Source organism: Herbaspirillum sp. GW822-FHT03A08 (assembly GCF_058801885.1).
The window spans coordinates 431,758-446,524 of sequence record NZ_JBXANR010000005.1 but is presented as its reverse complement, the minus strand read 5'-3'; the positions used below and the strand labels follow the sequence as shown (position 1 = coordinate 446,524).

23 protein-coding genes are annotated in these 14,767 nt (G+C 55.5%); 12 read left to right on the top strand and 11 right to left on the bottom strand.

Annotated features, from left to right (window positions below; translation table 11 throughout):
* Nucleotides 1-191 precede the first annotated feature (191 nt).
* The 6 genes from AC1RN6_RS18260 to AC1RN6_RS18235 all read left to right on the top strand — a co-directional run bounded on the left by AC1RN6_RS18260 (nt 192) and on the right by AC1RN6_RS18235 (nt 5,371).
* The gene (locus AC1RN6_RS18260; RefSeq protein WP_493006871.1) at nt 192-740 is read left to right on the top strand and encodes a YcjF family protein; all 549 of its coding nucleotides are present in this window, start codon (nt 192-194) and stop codon (nt 738-740) included.
* A 122-nt stretch (nt 741-862) separates the two neighbouring features.
* Complete coding sequence (locus AC1RN6_RS18255; protein WP_493006870.1) at nt 863-1,663, top strand: thioesterase II family protein; 801 nt, start codon at nt 863-865, stop codon at nt 1,661-1,663.
* A 13-nt stretch (nt 1,664-1,676) separates the two neighbouring features.
* Complete coding sequence (locus tag AC1RN6_RS18250; RefSeq protein ID WP_493006869.1) at nt 1,677-2,240, top strand: hypothetical protein; 564 nt, start codon at nt 1,677-1,679, stop codon at nt 2,238-2,240.
* A 14-nt stretch (nt 2,241-2,254) separates the two neighbouring features.
* The gene (locus tag AC1RN6_RS18245) at nt 2,255-2,452 is read left to right on the top strand and encodes a hypothetical protein (protein ID WP_493006868.1); all 198 of its coding nucleotides are present in this window, start codon (nt 2,255-2,257) and stop codon (nt 2,450-2,452) included.
* 4 nt (nt 2,453-2,456) lie between these two features.
* Nucleotides 2,457-4,112 (top strand): cyclic peptide export ABC transporter, encoded by a 1,656-nt coding sequence (locus tag AC1RN6_RS18240; RefSeq protein WP_493006867.1) that lies wholly within the window; start codon nt 2,457-2,459, stop codon nt 4,110-4,112.
* Nucleotides 4,109-5,371 carry a prohibitin family protein gene (locus AC1RN6_RS18235; protein WP_493006866.1) on the top strand — a complete coding sequence of 421 codons (1,263 nt, stop codon included), beginning with the start codon at nt 4,109-4,111 and terminating at the stop codon, nt 5,369-5,371. Before AC1RN6_RS18240 ends, AC1RN6_RS18235 begins: the two co-directional genes overlap by 4 nt.
* 18 nt (nt 5,372-5,389) lie before the next feature.
* Here AC1RN6_RS18235 and AC1RN6_RS18230 read toward each other — a convergent pair whose 3' ends face one another.
* The 3 genes from AC1RN6_RS18230 to AC1RN6_RS18220 all read right to left on the bottom strand — a co-directional run bounded on the left by AC1RN6_RS18230 (nt 5,390) and on the right by AC1RN6_RS18220 (nt 7,252).
* The gene (locus AC1RN6_RS18230; RefSeq protein WP_493006865.1) at nt 5,390-5,842 is read right to left on the bottom strand and encodes a DUF697 domain-containing protein; all 453 of its coding nucleotides are present in this window, start codon (nt 5,840-5,842) and stop codon (nt 5,390-5,392) included.
* Complete coding sequence (locus AC1RN6_RS18225; protein ID WP_493006864.1) at nt 5,839-6,219, bottom strand: hypothetical protein; 381 nt, start codon at nt 6,217-6,219, stop codon at nt 5,839-5,841. The genes AC1RN6_RS18230 and AC1RN6_RS18225 overlap by 4 nt, the downstream gene beginning before the upstream one ends.
* Before the next feature lie 223 nt (nt 6,220-6,442).
* The gene (locus tag AC1RN6_RS18220) at nt 6,443-7,252 is read right to left on the bottom strand and encodes a 4'-phosphopantetheinyl transferase family protein (RefSeq protein ID WP_493006863.1); all 810 of its coding nucleotides are present in this window, start codon (nt 7,250-7,252) and stop codon (nt 6,443-6,445) included.
* A 144-nt stretch (nt 7,253-7,396) separates the two neighbouring features.
* Here AC1RN6_RS18220 and AC1RN6_RS18215 point away from each other — a divergent pair, with 144 nt between their 5' ends.
* The 6 genes from AC1RN6_RS18215 (at nt 7,397) to AC1RN6_RS18190 (ending at nt 11,127) form a co-directional block, all read left to right on the top strand.
* Nucleotides 7,397-8,320 (top strand): homoserine O-succinyltransferase, encoded by a 924-nt coding sequence (locus tag AC1RN6_RS18215; RefSeq protein WP_493006862.1) that lies wholly within the window; start codon nt 7,397-7,399, stop codon nt 8,318-8,320.
* 507 nt (nt 8,321-8,827) lie between these two features.
* On the top strand, nt 8,828-9,253 hold the full coding sequence (locus tag AC1RN6_RS18210; protein ID WP_493006861.1) for a hypothetical protein: 426 nt from the start codon (nt 8,828-8,830) through the stop codon (nt 9,251-9,253).
* Nucleotide 9,254: 1 nt separating this feature from the next.
* On the top strand, nt 9,255-9,716 hold the full coding sequence (locus AC1RN6_RS18205; protein WP_493006860.1) for a hypothetical protein: 462 nt from the start codon (nt 9,255-9,257) through the stop codon (nt 9,714-9,716).
* A gap of 28 nt (nt 9,717-9,744) precedes the next feature.
* Nucleotides 9,745-10,173, top strand: a complete 429-nt coding sequence (locus tag AC1RN6_RS18200) for a DUF6941 family protein (RefSeq protein WP_493006859.1) — start codon at nt 9,745-9,747, stop codon at nt 10,171-10,173.
* Nucleotides 10,174-10,601: 428 nt separating this feature from the next.
* Nucleotides 10,602-10,841 (top strand): hypothetical protein, encoded by a 240-nt coding sequence (locus AC1RN6_RS18195; RefSeq protein ID WP_493006858.1) that lies wholly within the window; start codon nt 10,602-10,604, stop codon nt 10,839-10,841.
* Complete coding sequence (locus tag AC1RN6_RS18190) at nt 10,774-11,127, top strand: hypothetical protein (protein WP_493006857.1); 354 nt, start codon at nt 10,774-10,776, stop codon at nt 11,125-11,127. Before AC1RN6_RS18195 ends, AC1RN6_RS18190 begins: the two co-directional genes overlap by 68 nt.
* Nucleotides 11,128-11,679: 552 nt before the next feature.
* On the opposite strand, the gene AC1RN6_RS18185 is transcribed toward AC1RN6_RS18190, so the two are convergent.
* From AC1RN6_RS18185 to AC1RN6_RS18150, 8 genes are read right to left on the bottom strand one after another with little or no spacing between them, the layout of a single operon-like run.
* Nucleotides 11,680-11,820: a hypothetical protein gene (locus AC1RN6_RS18185; RefSeq protein ID WP_493006856.1), complete on the bottom strand. Its 141-nt coding sequence runs from the start codon at nt 11,818-11,820 to the stop codon at nt 11,680-11,682.
* A 2-nt stretch (nt 11,821-11,822) separates the two neighbouring features.
* Nucleotides 11,823-11,990 (bottom strand): hypothetical protein, encoded by a 168-nt coding sequence (locus AC1RN6_RS18180; protein ID WP_493006855.1) that lies wholly within the window; start codon nt 11,988-11,990, stop codon nt 11,823-11,825.
* Nucleotides 11,991-12,000: 10 nt separating this feature from the next.
* A complete protein-coding gene (locus tag AC1RN6_RS18175) occupies nt 12,001-12,288 on the bottom strand; it encodes a hypothetical protein (protein ID WP_493006854.1) in 288 nt (95 codons plus the stop codon).
* Nucleotides 12,281-12,610 (bottom strand): hypothetical protein, encoded by a 330-nt coding sequence (locus AC1RN6_RS18170; protein ID WP_493006852.1) that lies wholly within the window; start codon nt 12,608-12,610, stop codon nt 12,281-12,283. Before AC1RN6_RS18170 ends, AC1RN6_RS18175 begins: the two co-directional genes overlap by 8 nt.
* Nucleotides 12,607-13,209 (bottom strand): lytic transglycosylase domain-containing protein, encoded by a 603-nt coding sequence (locus tag AC1RN6_RS18165; protein WP_493006851.1) that lies wholly within the window; start codon nt 13,207-13,209, stop codon nt 12,607-12,609. The genes AC1RN6_RS18170 and AC1RN6_RS18165 overlap by 4 nt, the downstream gene beginning before the upstream one ends.
* Nucleotides 13,209-13,949: a hypothetical protein gene (locus tag AC1RN6_RS18160; RefSeq protein WP_493006850.1), complete on the bottom strand. Its 741-nt coding sequence runs from the start codon at nt 13,947-13,949 to the stop codon at nt 13,209-13,211. Before AC1RN6_RS18160 ends, AC1RN6_RS18165 begins: the two co-directional genes overlap by 1 nt.
* Nucleotides 13,946-14,428, bottom strand: a complete 483-nt coding sequence (locus AC1RN6_RS18155) for a hypothetical protein (RefSeq protein WP_493006849.1) — start codon at nt 14,426-14,428, stop codon at nt 13,946-13,948. The genes AC1RN6_RS18160 and AC1RN6_RS18155 overlap by 4 nt, the downstream gene beginning before the upstream one ends.
* The gene (locus AC1RN6_RS18150) at nt 14,419-14,760 is read right to left on the bottom strand and encodes a hypothetical protein (RefSeq protein WP_493006848.1); all 342 of its coding nucleotides are present in this window, start codon (nt 14,758-14,760) and stop codon (nt 14,419-14,421) included. The genes AC1RN6_RS18155 and AC1RN6_RS18150 overlap by 10 nt, the downstream gene beginning before the upstream one ends.
* Between the last annotated feature and the right edge of the window lie 7 nt (nt 14,761-14,767).

Genomic DNA, 14,767 nt, shown 5'->3' with positions numbered 1-14,767 from the left:
TATACCGAATAATTTCCGCGGTTTGCGTATATTGTTCATGCGTTGTCCGTGTATAGGCTTGTGTTCGACCGTTTTCCCGAAAGTGGTGCTCTGTTGTCCTGTGCAGCAGAGTCTTTTCCCCCGGCCCTGAGCTACTGAGCTATCAACAATCTCATGCGCTTCAGGGTGTTTAATTTACGAAGGAGATTTCAATGAAAACTACCGATGAAACGATCGCAGCAGAAGAACCGGCAGCAGAGCATGCCGAGGAACTGACACCGGCCGAGCGCAATAACGAGGCGCTGCATTCCATCAAAAACCATGCCATCACCGCGATGGGCGTGGGCATCTTGCCGGTTCCCGGCCTCGACCTGATCGCCTTGACAGGCGTGCAACTGAGCCTGCTGCGCAAGATCGGCGGCCTCTACGGCTTTACTCTGTCCGATGAGCGCGGCAAGAAACTGCTGGCTTCGGTACTCAGCGGATATCTGCCGCTGGTGATCGCCGGTCCGGTCAGCAGCGTCCTGAAGTTCATCCCGGGCGTCGGTATGGCCGCAGGCGTGCTGGCGCAGTCCACACTGGCGGGCGCAGCAACCTATGCAGTCGGCAAATTGTTCCTGCAACATTTTGAATCGGGCGGCACCGTGCTCGACGTCAACACGAAAGAAATGGGGCAAAAGCTGAAGGAGCAGATTCAGGAAGGCAAGGAGTTTTTGAAGAAGCACGCTTCCGGAAGCAAGAAGGACGCAGACGCGGTCTGATCCCGGGCTGAACGACCTGGAGAAAACTGCATGCCGGAAGTGAATGCACTTCCGGTATTTTTACGCGCCCGGTTTCGGCAGCTGCCGGCTGGGCATGCATCCCGTGGAATGAATCTCTTCTCATGACCGTCATACAAGAATCAAGTGCATGGTTTCCTTTCGGTGCGGGCCGGGAAGACGCCCACACACGCCTGTTTTGTCTGCCGTTCGCTGGCGGAGGGGCATCCAATTTCCTGCCCTGGCGCACCCGCCTGGCGGAGGCGGGAATAGGCGTGGCGCCGGTTCAGTATCCCGGACACGAGACACGTATTGGCGAAGCGCCGCTGCACGCATGGGAAGCGATGCTGGCGGCCTTGCAGGCAGCGCTGGCACCGCTGCTTGATCGTCCTTATGCCTTGTTCGGCTACAGCATGGGTGCGCGCCTTGCGTTTGCCCTGGCAGCCAGACTGGCTGCTGCCGGCAAGGCGCCGGTACGCCTGATCGTCGCGGCGCACCTGCCTCCGGATTTGCCGTCGCCGGCGCTGCAGGCCGCGGGGCTGGATGACCATGCGTTCAAAGCGCTGCTGCTGCGCTACGGCGGGATTCCGGCGGAGCTATCGGACGAGCAGGAATTCTGGGATCTGACGCTGCCGCTCATGCGTGCCGATTTTGCGCTCGCGGCCGCACCCCTCGACGCGGATGCCGGCGTTGCGGCTACAGCTGCGGCTGCCTCGTATCCCATCGCGGCCTATGCCGGCATCCATGATGTGCATGCCGATGCGAAAAGCATGGCTGGCTGGCGGCGTTTTACGACAGCCGGTTTCGTCCTGAGGGAATTTGCCGGAGATCATTTCTTTCTCCGCGGCATCGATCTTTGCCCGGCCTTGAACACCGACCTCGCGCTTGCGCGGTCGGCCGACTTATCATCACTTGTCTCCGCCTGAGCGGAGCTGTCTCATGAACAACAAAAGAATATTGCCGCCGGACGTCGGACGCAACGCAAAAAGGGCAGGGGTGCTGTTGACGGCACTGGCAGCGTTAGTCTGCACGCTGCCGGCTCATGCTCAGGATGCCGCTCATCATCTGGGCGCGGGCGCCTTCGTGTCCGATCAGCCATTGCAGGAACTGCTCAAGAAGCGCCGTCCTAAAGGCCTGATCTATCTCGCGGTGCCGCAGGCGATCATGGTTGCGAATGACGGCGGCAACAGAAAACCGACTTGTTCGCCGCAGATCCAGTTGACCAATTCGTCTAACCAGACGCTCGAAGAACTGGTCGTCGGCATCCGCTACAAGAAGGCCGGCAAGACCATCGGCAGCACCTTGTCGCGCTTCTATCTGATCAAGACCGGCAAGCAGGACGTACACTTTTTCCCTAGTGTGCTCGACACCCCGAGCTGCGAAGAAACGACCGGCGAAGCGGAAGTCATCCAATGCCTGTACGACACAGGCGAGAGCTGTGCGCAGGACGTGCGGGCCTTGGAATACGGCGCCGTGCCTTTGAAAATCCAGGACAAGAAATAACAGGGAGCCATATCATGTCTATCGCATTTTTAATCTATGTCGTGCTGTGCCTGCTGGTAGCCTTCATCGCGCGCAAGAGCAGGCTAGGATGGCTGCGCACACTCGTGGTCGCGTTTTTGCTGACGCCGCTGGTGGCATTTATCTATGTGTTGCTGTTTGCCGCCATCGACGACAAGAGCAAAACCTTTTCCAACGGTCCGGCAGAGCGATGACCTGATGCGCCTGACCGAACTTCTTATACGCGACACGCAGACCTCTTTGCAGCGCCTCGGCCTGATGGCGCTGCTGGCCGGCGGCGCCAGCACCGGCATATTGGCGGTAGTCAATTTCGCTGCCACCAGGCAGGCCGGAGGCGGCAGCCAGCTTATCCCGGTCGCGCTCTACGGCCTGGCGCTGCTGGTGTATATCTTCAGCCAGCGCTACGTCTTGCAGACCACCACCGACGAGGTCGAGCGGATTGTCGACGAACGTCGCCGCAGCCTGATCCGCAAGTTGGCCGACTGCGAACTGCTGGGGGTCGAAAAAATCGGCCATGGCGCCATTTTTTCCGCCATCAACACCGATACCCAGACCATCTCGCAGACTGCCGGCAGCCTGATCCTCGGCGTTCAGGCGGTGATGATGATTTTCTGGACCACCATTTACATCGCGACCTTGTCGCTCCCGGCGCTGGCGCTGGTGATCGTGGTCCTGCTGGTGGCTGCGCGGCTGTATCGCATGCGCGGCGAGCGCGCCAGCATCGACCTGCGGCGCGCGCACGATGAAGTGGTCGCACTGCACGAAATGGTCGAAGGCTTGCTGGCCGGTTTCAAGGAAGTGAAACTGTCGAGCCGCCGTGCCGCCGAGTTGTTGCAGGACGCCGTCATGGTGTCCGGACGGACGGCGTTCTTTCGTTCATTGGCGCAGCGCGCGCTGGGCGTCAATTTCGTCTTTTCGCAAGTCGCCATTTTCATCCTGCTTGGCACGCTGGTCTTTATTTTGCCCGCATTGAGCAGCACCTTCGCCGACAGTACGGTCAAGGTGCTGACGGCGGTGCTGTTCCTGGTGGGCCCGGTGTCCGGCGTGATTTCTGCGGCGCCGCAGATCACGGTGGCCAATGCGGCCGCCGAAAACCTGCTGAAGCTGGAGCAACTGTTTGACGAAAACGTTGAGCAAGGCATCGCCACGGGAGACCAGCGGGAAATGGCAACTGCGGCAGCGCCCGCGTTTGACGGTTTCGAGACTATCGATCTGCGCCATCTTATCTTTGCGCGGGGCGAGGGCGGCGAACGCTTTGTCGTCGGCCCGATCGACCTGAGCATACGGCGTGGCGAGACCTTGTTCATCACCGGCGGCAACGGTTCCGGCAAGACCACCTTCGTCAAAATGCTGACCGGACTCTACCCGGCGGATTCCGGCGAAATTCTGGTCGACGGCCGGCTGGTGGGCAGGGCCGACATGCAGCGTTATCGCAATATATTCGGCGCGGTGTTTTCCGATTTCCATCTTTTCCCCACGCTGTACGGCGTCGAGCGCATCGACCGGGAACGCGCGGCGAGCCTGATCGACGAAATGGAAGTCGAAAACAAGGCGCATCTCGATGGCCGCCGCTTTTCCACCGTTGATTTGTCGACCGGCCAGCGCAAGCGGCTCGCGTTGGTAGCGACGCAACTGGAGAATCCGCCGATCATGGTGCTCGACGAATGGGCGGCCGATCAGGATCCGCATTTCCGCGCCAAGTTCTACCAGCTGGTATTGCCGCGTCTGCGTGCCGCCGGCATCACCGTCATCGCGATCACCCACGACGATAAATATTTTCATCATGCAGACCGCCGCCTCCATCTTGAGGATGGCCGCGTTACCAGTATCTCCAGCAAGGGAGCAGCAACATGAGCACCACACAAGAGCTTCAGCCGCCGTTCGAACCCATCGGCGAGCGATTGCGCCGACGTCTGCGGTTTTTCAGCAACGACCTGATGATCGCGGGCGTGGTTCTGGTGGTGATGCTGGTGTTCCTGCTGCCGTCGATGATCGTCACGATCCCGGCCGGTCATCTCGGCGTGCTGTGGAAGCGCTTCGGCGGAGGCACCGTGATCGACCATGTGGAAACAGAAGGCACGCATCTGATGCTGCCCTGGGATGTGATCTATGTCTACGACGCCCGCCTTCAGAGCGTGGAGCGCGAGTTCGAAGTGTTGTCGTCCGATGGCCTCAAGCTGCTGGTGACGCTGGCATGGCGCTTCCGGGTGATTCCCCAACACCTGGGCGAACTGCACAAATATGCCGGCCCGGATTATGCCGAGACGCTGCTGGGGCAGTCGGTAGGGGCGCGCGCACGCGATGTGATCGCGATTTATCGTCCGGAGGATATCTATACCAGCCATCGCCTGGAAATCCAGAACCAGATCTCGGAGTCGGTGCGCTACGACATCAAGAATCGCTTCAATACGGAACTGCGTTCCGGACAAAACTGGATCCTGATCGAAGACGTGCTGGTGAAGCGCATCGTCCTGCCGGACGGCGTGGAGGATGCCATCGTGCGCAAGAACGTGGCGCGCCATGAAGTGGAACAATACGCCCTGATCGTCGAGAAGGAACAGCAAGAGAGTGAACGCAAGCGCGTGGAAGCGCTCGGCATCCGCAACTTCCAGGAAATCATCAGCGGCGGCATGTCGGACGCCTACCTGCGCTGGCGCGGCATTGAAGCGACGCTGGAATTGGCCCGTTCGGAGAACGCCAAGGTGGTGGTGATCGGCAGCGACAAGACCGGCGGCATGCCGTTGATTTCCATCAACGGCGACAGCGCGCCGCATGAGAAGAAGGAGGCCAGGGACAAAGCGGCGGCTGCGCAGGCGGACATCGGCAGGGGCGATACAACCCAGGAGCTGAAATCGGGAACGCGCGGCAAGAAGAGCGTGGCCCCGGGGCCAATGCCGGCGCAGGCACCAGTATCAGCGCCAACATCAACTCCAACTCCAGCGCCAGCAGAGAAAACGGCTTCTGCAAAACCTGACGTCACTGCCGGCAGACCGGCGGCGCTTGCCGCTGATCTCCAGGCGCGCGAAATACATCGCAAGGAGCAACGGGCCTCACGCGACCATCCGCCCGTTCCTTCTGTCCCATCCGTTCCGCCTGTTCCACCCCAGCGCTAGGCTGCCTGCGAGATTGAGTCAGGCCGTTGCCGGAGGCAATGCCGGCGGTGCCGAAGACCTGCTTTCGCGTGGCGAAGGCAGGTCGATGCGGCCGCCGGCGATCAGCCGTTCCAGCAGCAGTTCTCCCAGGACGTAGGTATACGCGGCGCTCAGGCCGGCCGAGGGCAGGGTGCCGGTAAAGTAGCTCGCAAACGACAGGTAGCGCAGCGCCGTGGCACTGACGCTGTCAGGCGACAAGCCGCCCAGGGCGCCGGTGATAATGCCGCGCGCCGCAGTACGGTTGAATTCGGCGCCGTACAGCACGCAGAGTTTCTTCGCCATCCGGACCTGGACCGTGAGCGCCGTGGCCATGTCCAGCAAAGGCACGGGAATGACCATGCTGGCGCCGGCCAGGGACGTATGCCTGAGAATCACATCCTGCGCATGCAGGCGGCGCAGCGCGGCGCGGGTGAGCGGAGCGGGCGCCTTCATGCCGATGCCGGTCGAAACCGTTTGACCAGTTGCTGCAGATACGGCAAGGAATCCCGGACTGTGTCGTAGTCCATGCCGAAGTCAACCAGGCAGGCGATATCGTTGACGCCTGCCTGGATGGCTTTGTCGACGATGGTGCTGGCTTGTTCGACATTGCCGAACATGGCCGCTGTCCCGAAATAACGCTGGAATGCGTAGTCGATGATTTTCTCTTTTTCCTCGCCGGTGAGTGCGCGGCCGTCCCGCATGCCGGCGGTTTCCTTTTCCAGACCCGCTGCCAGATGCGGGTCCAATGAACTCTTGATGTATTCTTTGAACGGCTTCTCTACTGCCGAGACAATCCGGTCTTTGTCCGGATGGACGAAGGTGTGGAGCATGAGCGAAAATATTCCGCTATCCGCATCAAATCCGGCGCCGGATCGCGCTTCCCTATAAATCCTGGTCTGCAGATTTGATTGATGCATAACGCCATACACAGTGTGTCGACAATTTCAGCGTGAAATCGATGGCGGTGAGATTGCTGTTTTAATGAGTTCATCATACGGCTTGGGAACTTGGCTTGACAATATCTTTCTCTTTTTGTCCGGGAGGCAAACGGCATCAGGAAAAAGGGCTGTCGGGGCACATGGATGCGTCAATCCGCGTTTTCCGCAACAGCGTCGGACGCAACATGGATTCGTCCAGGAGCGGCCGGCAATGGTGTACGCGCAATTGCAAGGGCTGCTCTTGGCGGGTGCACACACTGAGCAGATGATCGTCGTCCACCGACAGCAGAAAAAACTGCCACGTCGATGCTTGCGCCACCAACTGCGTTTGCAAGCTTGCCCGGCCCACTGTTTCCAGATCCATGCTGAACTGATCCAGTGGGATTGACAGTCCCATGCTGCGCGCCTTGATCCACGCTTCCTTCAAGGTCCAGTATTCAAAAAAACGCTGATGACGCTGAGCAATTGGCAGCGCATTCAGACCGGCCACTTCATCAGGGGAAAAAAAACTGTCGGCCACATCCAGCGGAGCGGAGCGGAGGGTGATGTTTTCCACGTCCACGCCCATTTCCTGGGCGGCACTGACTGCCATCACCACCAGTCCGGCAGTGTGCGATAGATTGAAACAAAGATGCTTTGCCGCATCCTGCACGACCTGCGGGCGGCCGTGGCTGCTGGCGGCAAATTCCCACGCCGCCGGAGCCAGCGCGGCATAGCGCGAGAGCACGCTGCGCACCAGGGCTCGGGTAATGACGAACTGCTTGCGGTCACGCTCGAAATGAAAACGCAGCTCGCGCTTGCGTTCTTCGGGACTGAGCAGAGATCGCCGGTACAGATGCAAATGCTCATCGCTGACGCTGTCGCTAAAACAGCACCACAGATCAATCCGATGCGGCAAAACAGCAATCTTCCCGGGGGTATCCATCGTTCTTGTTGGTGATCAAATGCAGTTCAGCCGGTAGTGTATGCGTTAAATGATGGCCGGAAAATTTTTTTAACAAGTGAGACGCACGGTATAGCCGCTGAAAATACCGGTGATAGCATGAGAGACAAAAACACTCGGAAGCCAATGCCCATCAGAATTCCCAAAGATTTGCCTGCACTATCCACGCTCAAAATGGAGGGTGTCGTCGTGATGGACGAGGAGGGCCCGGCAGTTCAAGATCACCGGCCGTTGCGCATCGGTTTACTGAACCTCATGCCCAACAAGATCAATACCGAAATCCAAATTGCCCGTTTGCTGGGCGCCACGCCATTGCTGGTCGAACTGACTCTCATCAAGACTTCCAGTTATGTCCCCAGAAGCATATCAGGCGAACATCTCGCGTCGTTTTACAGCGACTGGAGCGACATCAAGGAGCAGAAATTCGACGGCTTCATCATTACCGGTGCGCCGATAGAAAAGATGCCTTTTGAAGAGGTTGCTTACTGGGACGAGCTCACGCAGATCTTCCGCTGGACGCAGACCAACGTCCACAGTTGCCTCAACATCTGCTGGGGAGCCCAGGCGGCGATGCATTATTTCCACCGCATGCCGAGATATTTACTGAGTGAAAAAGCGTTTGGCGTGTTCAGTCACTGCGGACTGGACAGCGGCTCGCCGTACCTGAAAGGCTTGCCCGACGATTTCCCTGTTCCGGTGTCGCGCTGGATGGAAATGCGGCGCGCCGACATTCCGCCGGACAGCGGCATTTCGGTACTCATCGATTCGACCGAGACGGGGCTTTGTCTGCTCGACGATCCACGACATTACGCGCTTCACATCTTCAACCACATCGAGTACGACTCGACGACGCTTGCCGACGAATACTTTCGCGACCGGCACGAGGGAAAAGGAATTTGTCTTCCTCGTAACTATTTTCCCGGCGACTGCGAAACCCAGCGTCCCAGAAACCAGTGGCGCGGCCATGCGCATCTGTTGTTCGGCAACTGGATCAACTGGATTTCTCAGACTACGTCGGCGGACCCGGTCATGATTGGTAATGATCGGTGAAATTGGGAGTGGGGTGATTGGGCGCATCGCATCGCCAGCTACATCAGTAAGTACGTATCGAAGAATCTGGAAGAAGGGCGCTTCAATAAGAAAAGCTATTGGTCGTCAAGGGGAATTCCAAAACCGAAAAAAGCAAGCTCTGGTTTGCCATCGATACGCCGACACGCGATTTGATTGTCTTGGTAGCGCAAGAATTTGTGATGAAGGGCTATGACGATTTGAAGCAGTTTCATGATCGACTGAACGGATTTTATTGGTTCAGTGCCTGTAAAACTTCTTAGTTCGCCTATTTGAGAAATGTTGAAAATTTCCATCTGCATATCGCATTACAGTGACTCTAAAAAATTAGGGGTCACGGGGAAATGATGCAGCTTGAATTATTCGAGCGCGAAGTCATCGGTGCAGATGAAATGCGCGTGATTTTTCAGGAAAGTAGTCGCCTCTCTAACTAGTGTATTATTGCCAATATATCTAATAAGCTATTACATAAAACAAATAGAGAACAAAATGCTTAAAGATTTTCTTTACTGGATGGCGGTTGCTGGCGTTCCATTTCTTCTACTTGCGATGAACATTATCGTACGTATCAACAAAGATGATCGGTTGATCTCATCGGGTGGAGATTGGCTCTTAGGTCTTATTGCGTTAGACATAGGAATGATTTGGACATCGTCCGATTTTCAGAAATTCGTTGTCCGCCCCGATTTTGCCGCAGCTTTTATCCAGATATGTTTAACGTTACTCTTGTTTTCTTTTTTTTCTTGGCTCTTCGTGGTCATAAAAGGAGAGCCCACGTTAAAGAAATATCCACTTCGTAAAAAAATCGTAGGTAATGGTTTAAAGTTCAAGGTCAAAGCCACATATGTAGGGTGCTGGGCCGCTGTGCTAGGTATCACTGCATTGCATTTATTGCCATTTTTGTGGAAGGGCTGATATGACTATTTTTCTTTTTATGGCGGCAGGCGTTTTTGTCGGCTGTGCAGCAGTGTTATTTGCCTGCCTCTATTTATTGGAGAAAGCTGGCATCTTCTTTTCTGAAGAACTCAGTGATGTCGCGCTGATCCAACCGCTTGTGACAGTTAGCAATCCTAACTTAGAGCCTCGGTCACTTCCACTCGGACCAACTCCTCAAAATAATATTTTCATCGAAATGGCATTCCCAAACTTGGTCGATTCCCATGGTGGCCAACTTAGTAAGCTTATGGATGCGAGTATCAACGTCGTCGAGTATTCAAATTTTGTCGCCTTCGTTGAGCTAAATAAGAAGCTCAACCAGCAATTAAGTAAAACGCAGTTTTTCCCTGAAAGAGCGTCTTTTTATAAGACCACCGCTCCTAGCATGGCGCGGCATCAATCCGTCAAAATTAATGCTTCTCGGGCGGTTGTTCCTGCATAGATTACTAAAATAAAAACGAGGATTACGAATGTCGAATGTCAAGTCGCTCCCGTCCGATAGAGATGTCTATTTCATCTTATGCGAAGATGTGCGGCCAGAGTCCGATGGAAAAATAACCATTCTCGGCATGATACCGGGTACCAAAGTCGGTTTTTTGCCGAATCCCGGTGTGGCCGAGGGGGAGGCGTTGGTCGGTTCGCTGACGCTGTTAATGGTTTTCCGCGATGGCATTGGCCAATTTGAATCGGTTATGTCGCTATTATCTCCAGCCGGTGTTGAGCTATTAAGTCCACAATCTCAAACTGTAGATAAGCCGTCACCAGACGGGGCGATGAACATAGTAGTTGCCTTGCGTCCCCTTGTAGCTGCTGCTGGCACTTATACATTTAGTGTGTCCCTTGATGGTCACCGGTACACGAGAACGTTCGAGGTAGCAATGCTGCCTGGGAAAAAGTAGACCCGGATATCTGCGGCGGTCTTCCTCATGAACGGCGTCTCTTATAGCAAGTAAAAAAGCCCCGAGTGTCGGGGCTTTTTATCTGGGACCAGGGAATTAAACGGCGTAATTGCGAGGTATATTCGTGCCAAACGCAAGCCGGATAAGGCCCCATAACTTACGAATACAATTTTACATAATGTAAATTATGCGAAATTACGATGCCACCAACCTCAACAGCATACCTGCAAGAATGGAGCCGCCTCTTTACAATTGGGCGGCTCTTTTTTTAACAAAAGAGCAACTAAAAAATGCGCTATCCAAATTTGCGGTATGGGAACCCGAACGAATTTGCGTATTACGTTCAGGGGGTGCCGGTCAAGGACGTTGCCAGACGCCTACGCCGGTCAGAACGATCAGTTAGAAACTGGCTTGATGGAAAAGAAAAATTGCCGTGGTGGATTCCAGAGCTTCTACGCCTACAGCAGTTTGAATCAGAACAACGCGCCCGGCAGATGAACATGACGCCGGTTCGCAAACAGCTTGGCATCGTCGGTGCAGATGTCATTGAATTTTCCGCACCAAAACAACCTATCAGAATCGAGGAATCAAAAAATGACAATGAAATACCTTGCATCGATCACCCTGGCGCTTTTAGTGACGGCCTGCGCATCCAGCAAACCGGCTAACGTTGTCCCACTGGCTGGTGGCACGTTCCGCACAACAGGTTTCGGCGAGTCCGAAAACGATGCGCAGAAAGCCGCATTAAAGGTCGCAGAGTCGACCTGCAGCAAATCGAACAAGCGTCATGTCATCAGCGCCGAACAGACCAAATACAAGGGCGTCGTGAGCGAGTCCACCAACCGCGCATTGAACAAGGCCAGCGATCTTGCATCCTATGTGGGCGCATGGGTTCCGGGTCTTGGCGGCGACGACGATTACGAGGTTACGCTGACGTTTTCTTGTGAATCGTAAGTTTGTCGGTTTTTCGCAACTGACATTTCCACATGAAGTTAGCGGAAAAGATATCTAAAACGGTTAAGAATAGTAGGAAAAACGAAATTCGCAGCAATTTTATACAAGAAAGCTGCAAGCCCTACTACTAAAACCTAGTACATTACGAGGTGGGGCTAGAAACAACAAAGGCCCCTCCGAAGGGCCTTTGTTGCTTCCAAGTATGCCTCAGAAAGGAAGGGCTACTAAGATGCTGCAAGTAACTCTGACGTTGTCTGGCGTCAAACTGGTGTTGAATGCGGATTTAGTAACTGTTGCACTACTAATTTCGTCACTCAATTTCGTTAGCTAACTCTTACAGGCACCGATTCCGTTGGCGCGGTTTCGGTGCCTTTTGTTAAGTAACTTACCGGTTACATCTACGAGATTATACTGAAAGTGTAGCGACGGCTAACACTTTTCAATTATTTTTAAATATTTGGTACTTTCTACGCTACGACCGATAGAAAATTTATATTTTTTTACGTCGTTTGAATTGGCCGTTCGACTTGCGTAGCGGCTTTCGTTTCTTCGTCATACTTTACCTTTCACAGTGTTGAGAATCTCTATTTTCAGCAGTCGCTTTTCAATGCTGAAAGCCCACTTCAGCACGCCAACCCCGCCAGCCAGCACACCTGAGCTTGTCGCCAGTTGGAAGAATTCGAGCGCACTCATGCTTATTTATTTTCAGGCGTGAAGATCGCCGCCAGCGACAGCACGCCCGCGGCGGCTTGGCTGATTGCCTGAATGGTGGTTGTCGGGACGCCCCACAGTACGGCGATACCGAGCAAATTAGCGATACCCGCATGTGTGGACGGCTCTTTCAGACGTTGCAGAAAATTCATTGCTTACCCCTTAAAAATAATTGAAATTGATGCCCGAATCGTTGTTGCTAACCGGGTCGTTTGTGTTTTCCCATGGCAGGGTGAGAATCCACGTGTTATTCACTGGCTGACGGATGCCGAACGTTTCCAGCGGGCTTGTGATCATGTTCCCGAAGTTGGAACCGATCAGCGCCGCCGCCTCAACGCCCTCCTGCACTACTGGCGGGATCAGCCCGCCAATTTTCTTTTTGGCGTAGTAAGCCGCTCCGACCACGCCAAGCACGACGACGCCCGCAATGATCAGATTCGACTTATCCAAACCAAGGGTCCTCGATAGAACCGCCGATAGGCCCATAGGTGCCGAAGCTGTTCAGCGTGGTGTCGGTGCCGTTGTATGTGTCAGGCAGTCCGTTACCGCTGCTACCGGAAAACCAGTTCGCCAGCCCGCCGACGATGCCGGATGCCACTTGCGCCACACCGTAGCCGTTCGACGCTGGCGCACTGCCCGGCGCGTAGACGGTGCGGCCCGGCACTGCTGCCATAGCGCCACGCGAACGCGTGTACATCATCGCGCCGACGATCAATACGGCGACAAGGATTAAATCGCTGCTGCCGCCGCCCCCTCCGATTGCTTTGCTCATGCGTAGTTACCTCCGGCCTTCGCCAAAATGGTTGTGTAGTAATCTCGCGTCTCTGCCGGCGCTGCATCCAGCCCCTTGCGCGTCACGTTGCCAATGCCCCAGTTGTACGCCGCCAGTGCGCCAGCCCATGAGCCAGCCTGACGGTACAGCTTGACCAGATAGCGGGCCGCGCCGGGAATAGCGATTGACGGATCGAGCGCGGCGGCTTCGCTGCCGAGTTCTTCACGCGCCGTCGCTGGCATAAACTGTGCGATGCCCAATGCGCCGACGCCACTACGCACGGTGCCATCAATGATTTCCGGGCGGTAGCGGCTTTCTTTCCAGAGCAGCCACGCCAGAATAGAAACCGGCACGCCGTTGGTGCTGGCCGCGTTCGTGATTGTTTGTTGATATGGGCCAGACCCCGAAGGCCAGCCCGTTACCATGTTTGCCATGTTGTCCACCGCGTCATAAATAAAATTCGATTGCTCGTCACCGACTGTCACCGGATCAGATATCAGGGTAAATTCGCTTATCGGCGAACCACCGCCCTCACCCGCCGACATGACGATGTAAGCCGCCACCAGCAGCCCCGCCACAATCAGCAGATCGTCATCCATCAAACGCTCTCTTCGAAGAACTCAAACGATCCGCCGACATCGTTATTCACCGCCGCGTTATATGCCACCAAACCGTTACCGGGCGGGAGGCAAAGCGGTTCCGAGAACTTGTAGCCTTTTTGCGTTTGATCGAGTGAAATCATTGTTCCAGGCTGCGACACCGCAACAAAATCATTGTGCACAGACGAAACTGAAGCAGGCCCGCCCGCCCGTTTGCAAACCACTGATCCGTTATTACCGGTCAGCATTGCAGTGTTGAAAAACAGGCCCAGACCTGACGGCGCGCCAGTAGACGAAAACACGTTGATTTGTTCGACAAAAAGATTTTTCCCCGACCCCACTGGATTCCATAGCTGCACCGCTGCCAGCAACGTTGCACTGAGTGTCGAATAGCCGCGACCGGCAAAGGCGATGCCTGCCATCACGCGATTTTTGCCGCCGTCGATTACTTCCACCGATCCCGATGTGCGGTTGTCGATGAACTCGCTATCTGCCAGCAGCAAACGCCCGATGACCGGCGCCACGCCGCCCGCGTTGCTGATATTCAGTTTCGTGAATGTCTTGTTGTCGAACTTAAATCCCTGTCCCGGCAACAGCACGTATTCGTCGCCGCCGTCCGTCTTCACGCGAATGGACGAATCAGCGCCGCCAGCACTGCCAACCACATACTTGACCATGCTGCCGTACAGATTCGCTTGAACGGCTTCGCCTACGGCTAACTTGAATGGAAAATCGATCACTTCAATACCCCCGATGTCGCCACCACATAGCCCACGACGATCATGCCGACGACCACAAGGACGCGATTTCCGTTGACTTCTTCATTGGCTTTTTTGAAGGCCTCATTTGTCGCATCGGCGTTATCGCCGATCAGTTTCAGCGATTGCTCAAACGTATCTTTGTTCGACGCCGCCACGGTTTTCAGCGCGTCGATGACGCCCGTAATACCGGTCGATGTAGTATCGAGCGCCTTTGTCGATACCTTCCCGGCCAAGTCAATTGCCGCATTCACGGCACCGGCATCCGTCATCACCACCGAGTTTCCATTGCCGGACACCGCCAGCGATCCGTCGCCGCCGACGATGCGCTTATCGGCGTATTTGGTCGTGTTGTTGACCGTCGATTCTGTGCGCGTTGACGAGTCGCTACTTGACTCCCCGCCCATCCGATAGCCGGGGTATGCGCACGTCGCTTTTCGTTTGAATTCCGCTAACCGCATTTAATTTTCTTTCGCATGATGTAGCCGTGAATTTCGTATCCCGCCTTCATCGCCTTTTTCACCATACCGCGCCGACGCGTTTGAAAGCCGATGCTGTCGAACTGCTGTGATTGCTGCTCGATCAGCGCCAGCCCTGCCGCCGACAGGTCTACCGATGCGCGCCCTGCTGCCATGGCTACCCAGATTTCAGGGCCGTCCGTTTTCAGCACGTAAGCCCCTACCGTTTCGCCGTCCTGCATGACTTTGAAGCACATTCCCCGACTCATCAGGTCATCCAGCGAACGCTTGCCGCCGTCCGTGATCGTCCGGGCGTTGTAAGCTGCCGCCAGCATGGGCCGG